Genomic DNA, 15,869 nt, shown 5'->3' with positions numbered 1-15,869 from the left:
GATTTGATTAAGGACGAATTGCTTGAAATTTTAAAATCGGGAAGAGTTGATTACGTAAGAGTAGAATTCATTGACTTATTAGGTAACGTCAGGGGAAGATCTTTAAGAAGAGCTGAGTTTGAAAATTTAATATTAAAAGACTCTGGCTTACCATATCCAGAAAGCTTACTTATGTTAGACTATACAGATACTCCAATAAAATCACGCTACGGAGACGTTCTGGCACTACCGGATCCGTCAACCTTTATTATTTTGCCTTATCTAGAGAGAACGGCAAGAGTTCTCTCATACATTACTTTACCAGATTTGACTCCTTCACCGTTTTGTAGCAGAGGGCTATTAAAGAGAGCGATAGATAAATTGGAAGAAAAAGGGCTTTCAATTCAGGTCTCATTCGAACCTACTTTTTATTTAGTAAAGGAAAATGGTAATGGCATCTCACCTGCAGATGAAGCTAAAGCATTTTCTCCGGAAGGATTAATGGAAGAACAATCTTTTCTTAGAGATGTTATCAAATATTTAGAAAGTGTAGGAGTTCAAGTTGAAACAATAAATAAACACTATGGTCCTGCACAATATGAAATAAGATTTGCGGAAAAAGACGCTTTATCTGCTGCAGACTCATTAGTTACTGCGAGAGAAGTAATAAGAGATTCGGCAAGAATATACAAATTGTTCTCTACATTTATGCCTAAGCCTTTCTCAAATTACCCGAGTAGTAGTATGGACGTATATATTAAACTTATATCAAACGATGGAAAAGATATCATGAGTAATGTAAATGATCCCAAGGGTTTGGGATTAAGTGATATAGCGTATAATTTCTTAGCAGGAATAATAGAGCATATTGGAAGCATAATGGCCTTCGCTTCGCCAACGATAAATTCTTATAAAAGATTTAGAGAAACAGTGACTCCAAGTTTACTAGGTTTAGGAACAGAAAGACATTTCATAATTAGGATGCCAAGTAATTTCAGAGATTCAAAGTCAGTAGAATTTCGATTAGCAGATCCTTTAGCAAACTCTTACCTCTTATTATCTGCTATCATATATGCAGGATTAGATGGAATAGAAAGAAAATTGGACGTTGAGCCTAATATAGAATTGGGATCTTTACCTAGTAATTTAGAAGACGCCTTACGCAAACTTAATAATGATAATTATATTAAATATTCAATTGGAGCAGAACTTATTTCATCATATATTGAACTTAAAAATAGAGAAATAGAGAGTTATAATAATTATATAACAGATTGGGAAGTTAAGGCATATCTGAAGGCAGGTTGGTAATGAGAGCAGCAGTGTTTACAGAAATAGGTAGGCCTTTAAGCATAGAGGATGTCAAAAAACCTGAAGTTAAAGGTAAAGAGGTTCTTTTAAAAGTATTGGCAACAGGCTTATGTCATGGAGATTTACACATAATTTTCGGCGAATGGAAAGACGATATACCGGTTAGTCCTCCCAGAATTTTAGGTCATGAGATTGTAGGCGAAATAACTGAAGATACTGAGCATTTTAAGGAAGGTGATAAAGTACTTGTCTACAATGCCTTTGGTTGCGGTACTTGCAAATACTGTAAAAGGGGATACCCCCAATTTTGTGAAAAAGTAAAAATTTTAGGAGTTCAAGAAGATGGAGGATTTGCAGAATACGTTAAAGTACCTTCAGAAGATAATTTAATAAAAATCGATAATAACGAAAATCCAATTAAAATTGCGCCTCTTGCTGATGCCGGAGTTACCGCATATAATTCTGTAAAAGGAATTGAGGAAGATAGTAACGTAGCATTAATAGGAACTGGAGCAGTAAGCTTAATAGCTCTACAAATTTTGAAATCAAGAGGAATTAAAGTAACAGTAGTTGGAAGAAATCAAATAAAATTAAATAAGGCATTAGAACTTGGAGCAGATAGAATAATTCAAGTAAAACAATCTTATTCTGAAGATTTTTCAGCTAGAATAGGGAGAGAAAAATTTGATTACATAATTGATTATATAGGAAGTGATGAGACTTTAAGGGACATCGTCTGGGCTCTAGATAGAATGGGAGAATTGAGAATAGTAGGGGAATTTGGAGGAAGAATGGAAATATGGGAGCAACTCCTTGTTCTTAGGGGATTAAGAATAAGAGGAATTTTATATGGGAGTAAGGAAGATATGATAAATGTAGTAAAATTATATAATGAAGGAAAAATAAAAACGCTGGCTGTCCCTTATAAATTAGAAGAAATAAATCAAGCAATAGACGATTTAATGAGCGGAAGAATAATAGGAAGAGCAGTCATAATACCTTAAAAGTGAAAGGCTTACCTTCTATAACCTCTATTTTCCTATCCTGTATGAACTTTCTTATAATTTCAGCATTAGTTCTAGCATGCATAGTTAGCATTGCTCCAGTGAATTTACCTTTATAAAGCGAAGCATAAAGCATAAGCATATCTGACATATGCCTATCAACTCCAGCATTTGTCTTTAAATCTTCTATTAACTTACTTGCAGCTTCTTCTCCTACTTTTTCAGCCCTTTTTCCTTTCTCGCCTAAAGAATCGGAACCCATCACACTTTTACCGTATGCTGCTAAAGTAATTCCAGTGCCTTCACTTTCTCCTTGTCTAATATCCAAAGATATACTAACGTTTACACTAAGAAACTTTTTTATAAACTCCTCTGCAGACTTTGCTTGCCTTTCAGCTATATGAGAAGGCAGAGACGACACGTGAGATATACCCTTAATTTCTTCAATTTTTCCCATTTCAACTATTTCAAATTCATCTCCTTTTCCCTTGAAGTTACTAAGCTCTATTATTCCTCCTCCTCTAGGATAATGGCCCCTTTTTATTAATTTAATCTCGCCCTGTATGCCTATTTTCTTTAAAATCTCAAGGTAAACTAATCTCATATAATCTATTGTAGGACTTTTCGGAACGTCTGTTCCTCCTATTAAACGTATTTTTATATTTCTATTAATAATAAGCGGAATTACTGCTACAGCTATTAGAGTAACACTTCCAGCAGTTGTTACGTCTAATGTAAAGTCTCCCTCATTCTTTATCTCGTGAGGAATAAAAACTAATTCTTGAGAACCTAAATAGTCCCCTTTACTTTCTGCGTTACATAGTTCTTTTACAAGTTTTACTGCAGATAAATGTTGTCTTTGCAAGCCAGGATTTTTCCTCTTAGCTCTTATATTGTATATTCTAAAAGGTTTACCAGTAAGTGCAGATAACGTTAGTGAAGTTCTCAATATTTCTCCTCCGCCTTCACCGAAAGATCCATCTATTTCAATCATAATTCCTAATTATATGAAGGTTAAAATAAAATCGATACTTAACGTTATAGGACACGAAGAGCTTTACGTCATACCAATAGCATGCAATGGAAAATACGTCCTTGGTCTAAATTTTTTTGAAGATGTAGAAGGTGGAAGAGTTGCAAGGTTTGTGTTAATAATGGATAGATACGGTGAAATTAATTCAATTAAAGTTGTCGAAGGAGATAAGGGAATAGTAATTGCAGAAGGCGTCAGAGATGACATGGACGCAATATCTAAAGTAATTAAGATTGACAGAAAGATGGTTACGAACAGAATCCCGCTTTTTATAAATATTAAAGTTAAGAGCTCTCCTGAAACCCAAGATAGAGGAATAAGGGGATATGAAAATTATATTAAAAGGTACGGTGAGATAGATCCTTCAAAGCTAAAAGGGATAATAAAGCTAGACGTTATTGAAGAAGTTGTCTAGTGTAGTCGATTTGTATATCTTACCCAATCTTACGCCCACTCTTCTTAATCTTCTTTTATCAGATTTTATGATTTCTTCCAAGAGTTTTTCAGCTTCTAAATACGCCCTGTCCTTACTTATGCCAAAGTTAAAAGTTTTTTCCCTACTTACAATATCAAGATCTTCCATTATCGCAACAACCGCTAAGGTCTTTGGTATACCTCCGTTGGTCTTAGAATAAGCTTCGTCTATTGCCCTCTTCAAGTATGGAAGTATCTCTTTAATATCTCTTGAGTTCTTTTTCATTGTAACATATCTTCCAATATGCTTCCTTACTTTTTCCTTTACCGGTTCAGCATAGGTATTGTTTGCTAAAGAATACAAGTAACTAGCTTTAGATTTTCCTATTTCTTTTTTTAATTTTTCAAAATCCACTTTTAGAACATCATATAAATATTTGATCTCCATTTCCTTTAGCTTAGAATAAATAGAATCTCCTACACCTGGCACTTCCTCTATCGGTAATGATCTTATAAATCCTTCCACTTCCTCTGGCTTTAAAATTCCTAAACCGTTGGGTTTATTCATTTCGGCTATTATCTTAGCAAAAACCTTATTTGGAGCAATTCCAATAGTAACTGTAATTTTTTCTTTCTGATAAATTTCGTCCTTTATTTTTTTACCTAGTTGGTAAGCCTCGTAATAATCTTTCACTCTATCAGTAATATCAAGGTAAGCTTCATCTATACTTGCAATTTCAATTTTACTTGAATATTTAGAGAGTATTCCGTACATTATTCTATCTGACACTTGTTTATATAAATCCTTTCTAATAGGTAAATATATCGCGTTAGGAGCGATTTCCTTTGCCTTAGGAATTGGCATGCCAGATTTTATTCCTAGTTTTCTTGCCTCATAATTAGCTGTAGCTATTGCACCACTATCTTTAAACCTACCAGAAAATACGCAAACAGCTACAGGCTTACCTTTAAGTTCTGGGTTAAGGACTTCCTCAACTTGAGCAAAGAAGTAATCAAAATCAACGAAAAGTACAATCATCTACATTTAACATTAATATTAACATCTTTTAACATTTTTACCACTTCCTCTAGCTTTGGAGAGCTGACTCCCCCAAGCTTAGTAACTTTCAGCCCTGCCGCAACAGTAGCAAACCGTAAAGAATCTTCTATTGATCCAGTATTAATATAAGAGACGTTAAAAGCAGCGTCAAATACATCACCAGCACCAGTAGTGTCAACTACATTAACTTTTAAAGCCTCTACTCTGCATTCTTCACTACCTATTAATTCTGCTCCTTCTTTGCCTTTCTTAATTACGACAATTTTTGCGTTAGCTTTAGTCTTTAAACTTTCATATTCTTTTTCATTAACATAGAGAATATCTACTTCCTCACCTTCATATTCCGAGGCATAAGGGCCCGGGTCGTAACTTACAATCTTAGCTGACGGATCTTTATATATGACATCATGAGAGATAGAAGCGTAGTGTATTACGTCAAACATTCCAGAGTATTTTTTTATATCATCTAAACTAGGTAATAATGAGGGATCAGTTCTTCTTACTATTGAGATGGACCCATCATCTCTTAAAAGTATTAAAGCCATATTAGGTTTCTTCTCGCATTCAATCAAAAAATCCAATCCTAATCCTTCTTCGGCTAAAGGAGTAAGTAAAGCTGAAACTAAAGGACTTTTACCTATTTTTGCTAATAATTTTGCGCTATGTCCTAACCTATTTACTGCTACTGAGTAATTTGTTGCAGAGCCTCCTGGCATGATTTCCATGACGTCAGTATTTACCTTACTATCTACTAGCGGAAGAGCATTAAGCTTTACTATAATATCAATGTTAAACTTGCCAACTGCTAGGTGAATTGGTCTCATGGTGTATTAGAATACTTTACACAAGTTAAAATCAGTTAGCCGCCACGTCTTCATAAATCCGACCCAAAAGTCTTCATCATCTATATATTTTTCTAACGCGTAGTAACTATTATTTTTACTTAGTACTATGTTAGTTAATTTCAAAAGGTTATTAGAGAAATTTTGACTTATGGTAGAGATTAAAGAGATTAAAAAGGCTCCAGAAATAGAGAAAGCCAGCATTCATAGTCACATAACCGGCTTAGGTTTGGATGAACACGGAAAAGCCATATTTAAAGCTGATGGAATGGTTGGTCAAGAGGAAGCTAGAGAAGCTGCAGGTTTAGTTGTGCAACTAGTAAAACAAGGTAAGATGGCTGGAAAAGGAATTCTTCTAGTAGGGCCTTCTGGAACTGGAAAAACCGCACTAGCGGTAGCAATAGCGAAAGAGCTAGGAGAAGATACTCCTTTTACTGCAATAAACGCTTCAGAACTCTATTCTACAGAATTAAAAAAGACTGAAGTACTAATGCAGGCTATAAGAAAATCTATAGGCGTAAGAGTAAGAGAGAAGAGGCTTGTCTACGAAGGGGAAGTAAAAGAACTTAGAATAAAAGTGGCTAAAAGTAGGTTAAATCCATATGTTCAAGTGCCTAGAGAAGCTGAAATTACCTTAAAAACCAAAGACGACGAAATGAAATTAACTGCTGGAGAATCCATAGCTGAACAGCTAGTAAGATTGGGAGTTAGAAAAGGTGATGTAATATGGATAGACGCAGAAACTGGGCAGGTGGTAAAAACTGGAAGATCTAAGGAAGTTGCGAAATATGACATAGGAGGCGGAGGAGTTGAAGTTCCCTCAGGACCAGTTAAAAAAGAAAAAGAATTAACCAGTACTTTCACGCTTCATGACCTAGATCTAAACTTAGCCGCACGTCAAATTTCGTTTACTGCTATATTTTCATTATTCTCAGAGAGAGAAATAAGCGATGATATAAGAAAAGAAGTAGATAAACTAGTGAAAGATATGATAAATAAGGGAAACGCAGAGCTAATCCCTGGAGTACTTTTCATAGACGATGCACATATGTTGGACATAGAAGCTTTCTCCTTCTTAACAAAAGCACTCGAATCAGAATTATCACCAATACTCATACTTGCCACTAATAGAGGTATGACAAAAATAAGAGGAACAGATATAGAATCTCCTCACGGAATTCCATTAGACTTACTTGATAGGCTCTTAATTATACCAACTAAACCTTATAATGAAAAAGAAATAAGAGAAATAATATCTATTAGAGCAGAAGAACTGAATATAGAACTAGATCCGCAAGCCCTGGACGAGTTAGCTAAAATAGGAAGTCAGGAGAGTTTAAGGTATGCTGTACAACTACTTGAACCTGCTAATTTGATAGCAATTAGGAACGGAAGAAACGTGATAAAACCAGAGGATATTAAGGAAGTCTATAGATATTTCGCTGACGTTAAGAGGAGCGTAAATTATGTAAAGGAGTACGAGAATTTATTATTAAAGTGATGAATGGTCGACGGAACGGAAGGATGAAGTATCAGTTGCCGGACTGAATTTTTCCATATAATCTCTAATAATCCTATAAGTCATTCCCCATATCCTATACTTTTTGTAATAAAAGCATTCCTCGCCTTTCTTTAGATCTGAGAAACTTACCCAAAAATACTTTGCAACTTCCTTTTTATCTCTCTTAATTTTTGAAAAACACGTTCTACCTAAAAAAGCTGCAACAGTGATGTTAGCATTATGAGGTGAATAATAACCGAGAAAAGCTATTATTTCTGGCTCAATTCCAGTTTCTTCTTTACATTCTCTTTTAGCTGTCGTCTCACAGTCTTCATTTCCTTCTCTATGCCCGCCGGGTAATGCCATATTTCCGCTCCAAGGATCTTTAGGATTAGTAGATCTTTTTATCAATAAAAATTTGTTTTCACAATTAAGTAATAAAACTACGGCAGCATCACATGTCATATTATTTTATTTTGAGATCTGAAAATATATTCTCTTCTTCCATTTATCATCCTTATAAGGATAATCTTCCCTATAATGATTACCTCTACTTTCAGTTCTCTTGTAAGCTGCAAGTGCAGTTAAATACGACACTAAAGCGGAATTTGATTTTTCATTTGCACTTAGCATATCTATTGAGGAGTAAATTGAAATCGCCTTATTTAATTTTTCAGCATTTCTTACTATTCCTACATTTTCCCAATTTATTTCCCTAATTTCATCTAAAGATAAATTATTTCCTGCATGTAGTTTTACATTTTCTATTTCCCCATCATCAACGTACAGACCCTCCCACTTATCTATATATAGTGAGAGGTTAACTCCATAAACCAGACCTTCAGCTAAGGAATTACTTGCTAATCTATTAGCCCCATGAAGGCCTGTATCACTAACTTCTCCTATAGCATATAAGCCTTTAATGTTGCTCTCTCCTCTGAGATTAACTCTAATTCCTCCGTCTACAAAATGTGCTCCTGGAAATACTGGGATTTTGAAACTCTTATCCTTTCCGTGCCTTTTTAGATATGCAGTCAAGACTGGAAACTTATTCTCAAAGTCCTCTATCTTAGTTAGATCCATGAATACTTTTCTTCCTTTTAAATACTCAGTATATATTGCTCTAGATAGCACATCTCTAGGTGCTAGTTCTCCCTTTTCATGGTATTTAAATGCAAACCTCTCTCCTTTGTCATTTAATAAAATTGCTCCTTCTCCTCTTAAAGTCTCAGTTAAGAGGAAAGTTTCACCATCTAAATTAGTTACAGTAGGATGAAATTGAACAAACTCCATATCAGCAACTAACGCACCAGACCTAAAAGCTATTGCAATTCCATCTCCAGTATTTGTAGATTGATTTGAAGTATATTTCCAAAGATAGGCATAACCTCCTGTTGCTAAAACTATTTTATCAGCTTCGACTTCACCCCTATTCCTTGTTATAAAGCCCTTAACTTCATTATTTTCCGTTTTTATTGCTAATAATTCATCCTCCACGACTGGAATATTTAGCTCTTTAGCTTTCTTCATTAAGAAGTCGTATATATCTCTTCCAGTTTCGTCCGTTTTGTGTAAAACTCTCCTTCTAGAGTGACCTCCTTCTAATCTTAAATCTGTTGCAAATTCAAAACCCCATTCTTCTAATGTTTTAACAGCTTTCGGAGCCTCAGAAGTAACATAATTTACTGCCTTTTCATCAGATAACCCATCCCCAACTCTTAAAGTGTCTTTTGCATGGATTTCAGGAGAGTCGTCACTGCCTACTGCTGCGGCAATCCCTCCTTTGGCTATATACGTTGACCCTCCAGTTATTTTCTTTGTTATTACAGTCACTTTATATCCTGATTTAGTTAAAGAAACCGCTGCAGAAAGTCCTGCTATTCCGTTACCAAAAATATATATCATACGAACACATGTTCGGAGAAATAAAAAAACTTTATTGCTAAAAATTTCACTAAAGAATTTAAAGTGACTACACGTAAAGATGATTTATGGATCTTACACTCCAGTTATTTGACGTTCTAGAAGATATTTGGGGAGATACTTCAGGGGTAAAAATGTCGTTTGCAGGAAATCAATGGTTTGCAGCGAAAGATGTCCTAGAATTACTTAAAAGTAAAGGATACAAAGTCTATTTAGAAACTATTCCTCCAGGAATGGTTAGGAAAAGGGCTGAGGGAGAATCTCTAAAAGTTGGAAACTTATACATATCGTTCATTCCAGAAATAGTCTCATTGCCTCCTTCGCTACTTGAAGGATTAAAAATAAGGAAAAAAGTAGAGTATGCAGAAAACGATATTGTAATAGTTTATAGAGGAGCCGAAATAAATAATTTATGCGAATTAAAAGGAAGAAGAGTAGCAATACCTAACCCTAGCATTGAAGGAATAGGTCAATTATTTAAGGAATTATACGAGGAAGAGTGCGGAGATTATGAAGAGCTAATTAATTATGGTGGAGTTTACATAACTAAAGTTCACCATAGAGAGATCCCGCATATGTTAAAGTTAGGAGACATAGATGCCGGAATAATGTGGAGAACTGAAGCAATATATTGGACATTTAAATACACCGTACCGCAACACAATAAAAAGGGAAAATTAGCATTTGCATTATTAGATAACGCTTCAGAAAAAGCAGAAGAAGTATTCAACTTACTTATTTCACCAGAAGTTAAACAAATTTATGAAAAATACGGATTTAAATGGATAGCCAACATTAATTAATAAATTTCTTTACTAATTCAGCAAAATCTTTATCGTCATTTAGTTTTTCTACTTTTAATACTGAGTTTTTCATTGTATTTATAACAAATTCCTTATCAACCTTTAACGTGCTAGATACTGCATTGGCAAATCCTTCTGGATCGCTCTTAAACATATCGATTCCTTCATTATATGCAGATACGAATTCATCTTCATTAGAAATTACATGTGCACCACAATTTCCTGGAATTCCTAAAGAACTTTCGAAAGTTATCCCTTTCCCAAAAGCCGAAGCTACTACTGCACTATCTATTTCCTTATTTTTAAACATCTCCAAAATTTTTCTCATATCATCTGCATATACTAATTCCGCGTTTATCCCTTTTGTAGCAAGTAAAGCTCTTATCAAAACGTCAGCTGCACTACCTTTTCTCCACACTCCTATCTTTTTCCCTACATTAGGATACACGCTTAGCAACTCCTTGATAGTTATATAATTTATTCTCAAGCCTCTCTTAACTAGTGATACTGTAGAATCTAGAATCACATCTGCTTTACCTTCTTTCGAAAAAATTATTTTTATATCTTTATTTTTGGTAGAGGCTGCTATTATAGGATATGATACAGGTCCGGGTGCAGCTATTATTTGCATAGGTTAATTTGATACCCAACAAATTTATTTCTTTCTTAGATAAACCTTATTATGAAACATTTAAATAGGTAACTTTGTTACCTATATCTCATGGATAGAAACAAGCTAATGTTCATTCAAATGTTAACAGTCATAGTTTCTATGACTTTTGCAATAAGAGCTTCAAATAACATGATAGCAACGACTTTACCTTTATTTTCAAAATACTATTTCCATTTTACGCAGAGTGAAGTAGGAATTTTATCTGCACTATTATCTCTTGGTACATTCATAACTAGTGGTATAATAAACTCTAGACTGCAGTCTAATACTAGGAGAAAGTTCTTTATCATCTCTTCTGTCGCATATGCAGTAATCTTACCGATATTTTATTTTGCAAATTCCTTAACAATATGGATAGTGTCCCTGCTAGCAGGATTATCGTTAGGATCAATTATGCCAAATATAATTACTTACGCAGGATTACTAGATGATAGAAAAGCTAGAGAAAGATTATTATCAATTTATACATTAGCCCTAAGTGCAAGTCTTGTAGCCGGACCTGCAATTGAGACGGCTGTTTTAACTCATTTTGCAATACCGTATGTTTTCCTATTTTTCGAGCCATTCGCAATACTTTCAGCTATATTATCTTTCTTTATAAAGTTCCCAGAAGAAAATAGTAATTCAGCAAGAGTTAGCGTATTTAATAATCCAGGGTTCAAGACTGCAGTAATAAATATTTTAACTTATAATATACCATTTTCAGTAATTTTAACATTTGGAGGAATATACGCTGTAGATTATTTACATGTAAGTTTTGCAGAAGTTACCGCTTTATTCTCATTATTCTTTACCACGTCGTTCTTAGCTAGAATATACTTATCCATAAGACCTCCACAAAGTGTAAGACTCCATGCAATAGCTGCAATTTCAATGACAACAATAGGATTATTAGCTATTTTATTCTCAAATAATTTAATAATATTTAGCATAGCCTTACTTATCTTAGGTTTTCCCCACGGGTTAACTTATCCACTTTCAGTGATTTCTATAAGTAGAACATTCAAACCTTATGAAAGAAATGCTGCCAATAGTATCTTCTTTGCCATAATGATGATTATAGGAATTATAACTCCTACGATATCAGGATTTGTAGCAGAACTAATAGGGATAAAATACTTATTTGGAACGTTAATTCCTGTTATATTAATTTTATTAGCTTTACTAAATAGATATGTAGGATATGTAGATAAGGTAATTTTAGAAGAGACTAGGAAGAATTCTCTTTCTATATCTAAAGATTCTAAAGCTTAAGTCAATAGTTTCTTCCATAGCCTTTCTATCAAATAGCTTACAAAAATTATATTGATAAACTTCCTCTGCAGTATCCCTAAGTATCTCAAGGATATTTTTATCGTCTACCGAGTTTATTATTTCTACTCCTTCCATGAATTTTTCTCTATTAGACCAAAGATTAAATCTTGAGACCTTTTTATCTATAATTTCCTGGATGTAATACAATGGTTTCCAAGCATTAAATGAGTGCCCATGATCAATTATATATGCAATCCTTTCTTTAGATAGTACATGCTCTTCCTTAAGGTCAATATTTAATATAACCTCCTCAAAAGCCAAAGCGGATCTAATTTTGTCGATATTTATAACGCTTTCATTAGCTTTCTCTGGCAAATGATCCATTAGCAATCCAATTTTACCTTCTTTTTCTGTAATTTTTAAGTCTAAGAGAGGAAAACCCATAATTTTAGAGAGTCTCGACGCAGATAATTCAGCAAAGATCTCTATAGCCACGTTAACATCTTTGAAAGACTTTACCGGCTTAAAGAACTTCATCAAGCTATGCAATACTAAATATATTTAAATTAAGCTAATACATGGTTTCATAGATAGTTATTAATACATGACTGAAAGCGAACTTTAAATTCCCTATTTATAAATGTTTAACATGCTCAATTTGCAAATAAGCTGGAAAAGACAAGTAGTGAAGTTACTTTCAATAATAGTGGTTTTAGCAATTATCGCAGTTTTAATTCATTTCGCGATAAAATTTGCATCAATACATTTTCCTGTAATTGTACCTTATTTGGATTATATATATTTAGCGACAGATGCTGCAATAGTAGGTATAGGAGGATATTTTATAATAGGTGTATTAAAGAAAGTCATTAACGTATACTTCTTAGGTAAAATGGAAGCTAGTACTGCTAGAACGATCTCATTTTTTATAGATATAGCACTTTATTCAATTTTAATCTTAGTAATATTGGCCGCATTAGGAGTAAATCTAACTGGAGCAGCAATAGGTGGCGCTATTGGAGGTATAGCAATAGGTTTAGCTGCTCAAACTGTACTTTCGAATATATTATCTGGAGCTTTGGTTACTGGAAGCAAAACTTTAAAGGCTGGCGATGCAGTATTACTAATTTCGTGGATTTGGGGTTCTCCAATAATTGGAGAAACTATTAAAGTTGGCGTCTTATTTACTGAAGTCAAAACTATTAATGGAAACCTTGTTAAAGTTCCTAATTCTGCATTTCTAGGTAATACAGTATTCACGAAACTAGAAGGGGAAAATTCCCTCATTTATCCTTTACAAATTACCGTTAATGCAGACGTACCTGCAGATAAAGTGATGGATAAAGCTAAAAATTATATTAAAGACGAACTAAGTAAACAAAAGATTCCTTATCCAGAAATTTATTTTACAAGCAAGACAGGTGGAACTAACGTCTTCACTGTAATATTACACTTCGATAATTTAAATATGTTAAATTCCTTATTAAGCGTAGTTAATAATGCATTTGATAAGGCATATTGGGATACTAAAAATGAAGTAAGCAAAACCTAGTCAATTAATGGTAAAAGTTGAATCCTATCGCTTAGGCTAAGATATATAGGACAATTTTGTTTAACCTTCTCTACTAACTCGTTAAGTTCCTCTTTGCTGCAATCGCCATAAATCTCTATTTTTATATTTTTTATTACATACTTTCCTAATAATAGAAGAGAGTCATCTAAGTAATAAGTACTCCTTACTTTACATACTTTTACTTGTATACCCTCCTTTTTGGCTAAATGTTCAAACATTGTAATTATACAATGAGGAATAGATAATAGAAATGCATAAAGTGGGCCTTCTTTATATAAGCGGTCTGCTGTATATTTTTTGCCATTAATTTCGACTAAGGGATTTTCAGAGTTACCATATAAATTAATAATAAATTCCATATAATCGTAAGTTTTAACTAAAAATAAAAATTTATCTTACGTTGAACTCAAGTAAAGTAGAACTTAAAGATACTGGATAATGTGTTTATTTCAATTTACATAAATAAAAATTAGTAAACATGAGTACTTCGGCTAATTTTAAATATTTAGATATATCTTTTTATCATATGAAGTACGTCACTACTATAATGATCGTAATGATACTACTAATTTCATTTATTCCGTTAATGGGTAATTCAGAAGTTTCTTACAATATCACTGGTTACGCTAAAGTGGAAGGATTAATAGCCCCTGGAGAAAGCGAAGTACCTATCACATTTACGCTTATTAATACTGGAGGAACTCTTTATAACGTAAATATAACGCCTATCTCTATATATCCATTTGAGGTATACTCTGGATATTATAACTCAACAAGTATAGTTAATATTCCAGAATTACAAACGGGTCAAGAAATAAATGTTACATTTCTTTATAATATTGCACAATCCGCAAAAGATGGAATATATAAAATTCAGTTAAAAATCAATTCTGCAGAATTAAACAAAACTATTTCCTTTACAGTACCAATTTTAGGATACGTTCAAATTTCTGCACAGAGTACATGGGGTACTCCTTCCTCTCCTATAATAGTGACTGCGGGAGAAAGAGATGTTCCACTAACAATCATTTTAATAAATCAGGGAAACGTAATAGCAACTAACGTTAGCTTATGCCTTCCATCGACATATCCCGTAGATTTCTTAGAGAAGAACGTTAAAGTAGGCTATTTACCAGTTGGAGAAGAGATTCCTGTAACAGTTTATGCATCAATATTTAATAATGCTACTACTGGAGTTTTCTATGTCCCCATAAAGGTTAAATATTTCATATCATCGTGCTGCATAGTTAACTTGCCAGTTATAATAAGTGGTTATGAAAACTTTTCTATATCAACCATTTGGGGTACAACGTCTTCGCCAATAACTGCCTCTCCTGGAAGTGTTCAATTACCATTAACTTTCATAGTCAGAAACCTTGGAGATGTAACTGCAACTAACGTAAGTATACAAATAGTCAGATCATATCCATTAATTTTATCTCAAAATATAATTTATATAGGAATAGTACCTGCTGGAGAGTATAACCTAAACACAATAACGGCAAGCGTTTACCCTAATGCTACTCCAGGAATTTATTATATAAAAGCCGTGGTTCACTATTTTGACACTTCTAGTACTGAATATATTCCAGTCCTAATATCTGCTCCTCAACTTTCATTAAATGCAATTACCATTCCGCCTCAAATATTTCCAGGGTATTTCGATGTGAGAGTAGAGGCAATAATACTTAACCACGGTAGCGGAACTGCACAAAATGCTTATGTATATTTAAAATCGCCATTTGAGGTAATATCACAAAATAACATTAGCTTAGGAGCAATTCCTCCGGGAATTCCAATAAATGCAACATTTCTGATAAATGTACCAAATTCCACGAAGCCCGGAGAATATAATTTAACCTTCATAATAAAATATGATGGTGGAGAGATAGAAAAAACAATTAATGTTACCGTATATAATAAAGCTAACATAGTAATAGAAAAAATAATTTACCCTACTATAAATTCTGGAAGCTCAGCAGTACCAATAACAATTGTTTTAAAGAACGTTGGTAACGCTACTGCTTGCAATGTTAAAGTGATTCTAGGCTCTTCAAACGTAATAACCCCGCACGTAAGTACTTCAAATCCTCTTGAAGCATTAACTGCATCTGAACAAGAGATAGGAGATCTAAAACCAGGGGAGGAGATAAATGTTACTTACATAGTAGATATAAGTAGCGGCGCATCGCCAGGCTATTATCCAATTTCTATAATTTTAGTGTGGAATCAAACTGGATCTATCTATCCTCTAGTGCAAACAGATGAATCTACAATTTATATATCTCCTTCATTACTAAGCCAAATTACCAGTTATGATGTAGTATCAATTCCATTAATCTATATTGCAATAATTGTTGTAATAATCATAATTCTCATAGTTATAGCTGTTGCAAGAAGAGGTAAGAAATAAATATTCATTATCCCATTTTTTGTTATGATTCCAAACATAATTGTAGCTTTTTTAGGTTACATTAGGGGGATTTACTCGGAGCTTTC

The 15,869-nt window shown here is 33.5% G+C and carries 16 protein-coding genes; 8 read left to right on the top strand and 8 right to left on the bottom strand.

Annotated features, from left to right (window positions below):
- Positions 1-3 precede the first annotated feature (3 nt).
- Together D1867_RS09240 and D1867_RS09235 are read left to right on the top strand one after the other, a co-directional pair.
- Positions 4-1,290, top strand: coding sequence for a glutamine synthetase family protein (locus D1867_RS09240; RefSeq protein ID WP_155863877.1), 1,287 nt, complete (start codon positions 4-6; stop codon positions 1,288-1,290).
- A complete protein-coding gene (locus tag D1867_RS09235; RefSeq protein ID WP_155863876.1) occupies positions 1,290-2,294 on the top strand; it encodes an alcohol dehydrogenase catalytic domain-containing protein in 1,005 nt (334 codons plus the stop codon). Before D1867_RS09240 ends, D1867_RS09235 begins: the two co-directional genes overlap by 1 nt.
- Here D1867_RS09235 and rtcA read toward each other — a convergent pair.
- Positions 2,281-3,288, bottom strand: a complete 1,008-nt coding sequence (gene rtcA, locus D1867_RS09230) for an RNA 3'-terminal phosphate cyclase (protein ID WP_155863875.1) — start codon at positions 3,286-3,288, stop codon at positions 2,281-2,283. The genes D1867_RS09235 and rtcA overlap by 14 nt on opposite strands.
- Positions 3,289-3,301: 13 nt before the next feature.
- Here rtcA and D1867_RS09225 point away from each other — a divergent pair, with 13 nt between their 5' ends.
- On the top strand, positions 3,302-3,742 hold the full coding sequence (locus D1867_RS09225; protein WP_155863874.1) for a hypothetical protein: 441 nt from the start codon (positions 3,302-3,304) through the stop codon (positions 3,740-3,742).
- Here the strand turns inward: D1867_RS09225 and D1867_RS09220 are convergent.
- Positions 3,716-4,780, bottom strand: coding sequence for a Y-family DNA polymerase (locus D1867_RS09220; RefSeq protein WP_155863873.1), 1,065 nt, complete (start codon positions 4,778-4,780; stop codon positions 3,716-3,718). The two genes, D1867_RS09225 and D1867_RS09220, sit on opposite strands and share 27 nt — an antisense overlap.
- Positions 4,777-5,625: a carbohydrate kinase family protein gene (locus D1867_RS09215; RefSeq protein WP_155863872.1), complete on the bottom strand. Its 849-nt coding sequence runs from the start codon at positions 5,623-5,625 to the stop codon at positions 4,777-4,779. The genes D1867_RS09220 and D1867_RS09215 overlap by 4 nt, the downstream gene beginning before the upstream one ends.
- A 169-nt stretch (positions 5,626-5,794) precedes the next feature.
- On the opposite strand from D1867_RS09215, the gene D1867_RS09210 reads away from it, so the two are divergent.
- Positions 5,795-7,144, top strand: a complete 1,350-nt coding sequence (locus D1867_RS09210; protein WP_155863871.1) for a RuvB-like helicase — start codon at positions 5,795-5,797, stop codon at positions 7,142-7,144.
- Here the strand turns inward: D1867_RS09210 and D1867_RS09205 are convergent.
- The gene (locus tag D1867_RS09205; RefSeq protein ID WP_155863870.1) at positions 7,136-7,609 is read right to left on the bottom strand and encodes an NUDIX hydrolase; all 474 of its coding nucleotides are present in this window, start codon (positions 7,607-7,609) and stop codon (positions 7,136-7,138) included. The two genes, D1867_RS09210 and D1867_RS09205, sit on opposite strands and share 9 nt — an antisense overlap.
- Before the next feature lie 6 nt (positions 7,610-7,615).
- Positions 7,616-9,049, bottom strand: coding sequence for an L-aspartate oxidase (nadB, locus tag D1867_RS09200; RefSeq protein ID WP_155863869.1), 1,434 nt, complete (start codon positions 9,047-9,049; stop codon positions 7,616-7,618).
- An 86-nt stretch (positions 9,050-9,135) separates the two neighbouring features.
- Here nadB and D1867_RS09195 point away from each other — a divergent pair, with 86 nt between their 5' ends.
- Positions 9,136-9,870 carry a molybdate ABC transporter substrate-binding protein gene (locus D1867_RS09195; protein ID WP_155863868.1) on the top strand — a complete coding sequence of 245 codons (735 nt, stop codon included), beginning with the start codon at positions 9,136-9,138 and terminating at the stop codon, positions 9,868-9,870.
- On the opposite strand, the gene D1867_RS09190 is transcribed toward D1867_RS09195, so the two are convergent.
- Positions 9,863-10,501, bottom strand: a complete 639-nt coding sequence (locus D1867_RS09190) for a DUF3834 domain-containing protein (protein ID WP_155863867.1) — start codon at positions 10,499-10,501, stop codon at positions 9,863-9,865. The genes D1867_RS09195 and D1867_RS09190 overlap by 8 nt on opposite strands.
- Positions 10,502-10,591: 90 nt before the next feature.
- Between D1867_RS09190 and D1867_RS09185 the strand changes: the two genes are divergently transcribed.
- Complete coding sequence (locus D1867_RS09185; RefSeq protein WP_240872212.1) at positions 10,592-11,797, top strand: MFS transporter; 1,206 nt, start codon at positions 10,592-10,594, stop codon at positions 11,795-11,797.
- Here the strand turns inward: D1867_RS09185 and D1867_RS09180 are convergent.
- Positions 11,744-12,334, bottom strand: coding sequence for a hypothetical protein (locus D1867_RS09180; RefSeq protein WP_155863866.1), 591 nt, complete (start codon positions 12,332-12,334; stop codon positions 11,744-11,746). The genes D1867_RS09185 and D1867_RS09180 overlap by 54 nt on opposite strands.
- A 112-nt stretch (positions 12,335-12,446) precedes the next feature.
- Between D1867_RS09180 and D1867_RS09175 the strand changes: the two genes are divergently transcribed.
- Positions 12,447-13,349, top strand: a complete 903-nt coding sequence (locus D1867_RS09175) for a mechanosensitive ion channel domain-containing protein (protein WP_155863865.1) — start codon at positions 12,447-12,449, stop codon at positions 13,347-13,349.
- Here the strand turns inward: D1867_RS09175 and D1867_RS09170 are convergent.
- Positions 13,346-13,729 carry an OsmC family protein gene (locus D1867_RS09170; RefSeq protein ID WP_155863864.1) on the bottom strand — a complete coding sequence of 128 codons (384 nt, stop codon included), beginning with the start codon at positions 13,727-13,729 and terminating at the stop codon, positions 13,346-13,348. The genes D1867_RS09175 and D1867_RS09170 overlap by 4 nt on opposite strands.
- Positions 13,730-13,896: 167 nt before the next feature.
- On the opposite strand from D1867_RS09170, the gene D1867_RS09165 reads away from it, so the two are divergent.
- A complete protein-coding gene (locus D1867_RS09165) occupies positions 13,897-15,783 on the top strand; it encodes a COG1361 S-layer family protein (protein WP_155863863.1) in 1,887 nt (628 codons plus the stop codon).
- Positions 15,784-15,869: the final 86 nt, after the last annotated feature.

This window comes from Acidianus infernus, assembly GCF_009729545.1.
Lineage (GTDB): Archaea > Thermoproteota > Thermoprotei_A > Sulfolobales > Sulfolobaceae > Acidianus > Acidianus infernus.
The sequence above is the reverse complement of the archived record's forward strand: the minus strand, read 5'-3'. Positions and strand labels throughout refer to the sequence as shown.

Excerpts from the sequence above, each read along its gene's own strand:
- D1867_RS09165 (WP_155863863.1), top strand. The coding sequence starts at position 13,897 with ATGAAGTACGTCACTACTATAATGATCGTAATGATACTACTAATTTCA.
- D1867_RS09225 (WP_155863874.1), top strand. The coding sequence starts at position 3,302 with ATGAAGGTTAAAATAAAATCGATACTTAACGTTATAGGACACGAAGAG.
- D1867_RS09190 (WP_155863867.1), bottom strand. The coding sequence starts at position 10,501 with ATGCAAATAATAGCTGCACCCGGACCTGTATCATATCCTATAATAGCA.
- D1867_RS09210 (WP_155863871.1), top strand. The coding sequence starts at position 5,795 with ATGGTAGAGATTAAAGAGATTAAAAAGGCTCCAGAAATAGAGAAAGCC.
- D1867_RS09180 (WP_155863866.1), bottom strand. The coding sequence starts at position 12,334 with ATGAAGTTCTTTAAGCCGGTAAAGTCTTTCAAAGATGTTAACGTGGCT.
- D1867_RS09235 (WP_155863876.1), top strand. The coding sequence starts at position 1,290 with ATGAGAGCAGCAGTGTTTACAGAAATAGGTAGGCCTTTAAGCATAGAG.
- D1867_RS09205 (WP_155863870.1), bottom strand. The coding sequence starts at position 7,609 with ATGACATGTGATGCTGCCGTAGTTTTATTACTTAATTGTGAAAACAAA.
- D1867_RS09220 (WP_155863873.1), bottom strand. The coding sequence starts at position 4,780 with ATGATTGTACTTTTCGTTGATTTTGATTACTTCTTTGCTCAAGTTGAG.
- D1867_RS09195 (WP_155863868.1), top strand. The coding sequence starts at position 9,136 with ATGGATCTTACACTCCAGTTATTTGACGTTCTAGAAGATATTTGGGGA.
- D1867_RS09215 (WP_155863872.1), bottom strand. The coding sequence starts at position 5,625 with ATGAGACCAATTCACCTAGCAGTTGGCAAGTTTAACATTGATATTATA.
- nadB (WP_155863869.1), bottom strand. The coding sequence starts at position 9,049 with ATGATATATATTTTTGGTAACGGAATAGCAGGACTTTCTGCAGCGGTT.
- D1867_RS09185 (WP_240872212.1), top strand. The coding sequence starts at position 10,592 with ATGGATAGAAACAAGCTAATGTTCATTCAAATGTTAACAGTCATAGTT.
- D1867_RS09175 (WP_155863865.1), top strand. The coding sequence starts at position 12,447 with ATGCTCAATTTGCAAATAAGCTGGAAAAGACAAGTAGTGAAGTTACTT.
- D1867_RS09170 (WP_155863864.1), bottom strand. The coding sequence starts at position 13,729 with ATGGAATTTATTATTAATTTATATGGTAACTCTGAAAATCCCTTAGTC.
- rtcA (WP_155863875.1), bottom strand. The coding sequence starts at position 3,288 with ATGATTGAAATAGATGGATCTTTCGGTGAAGGCGGAGGAGAAATATTG.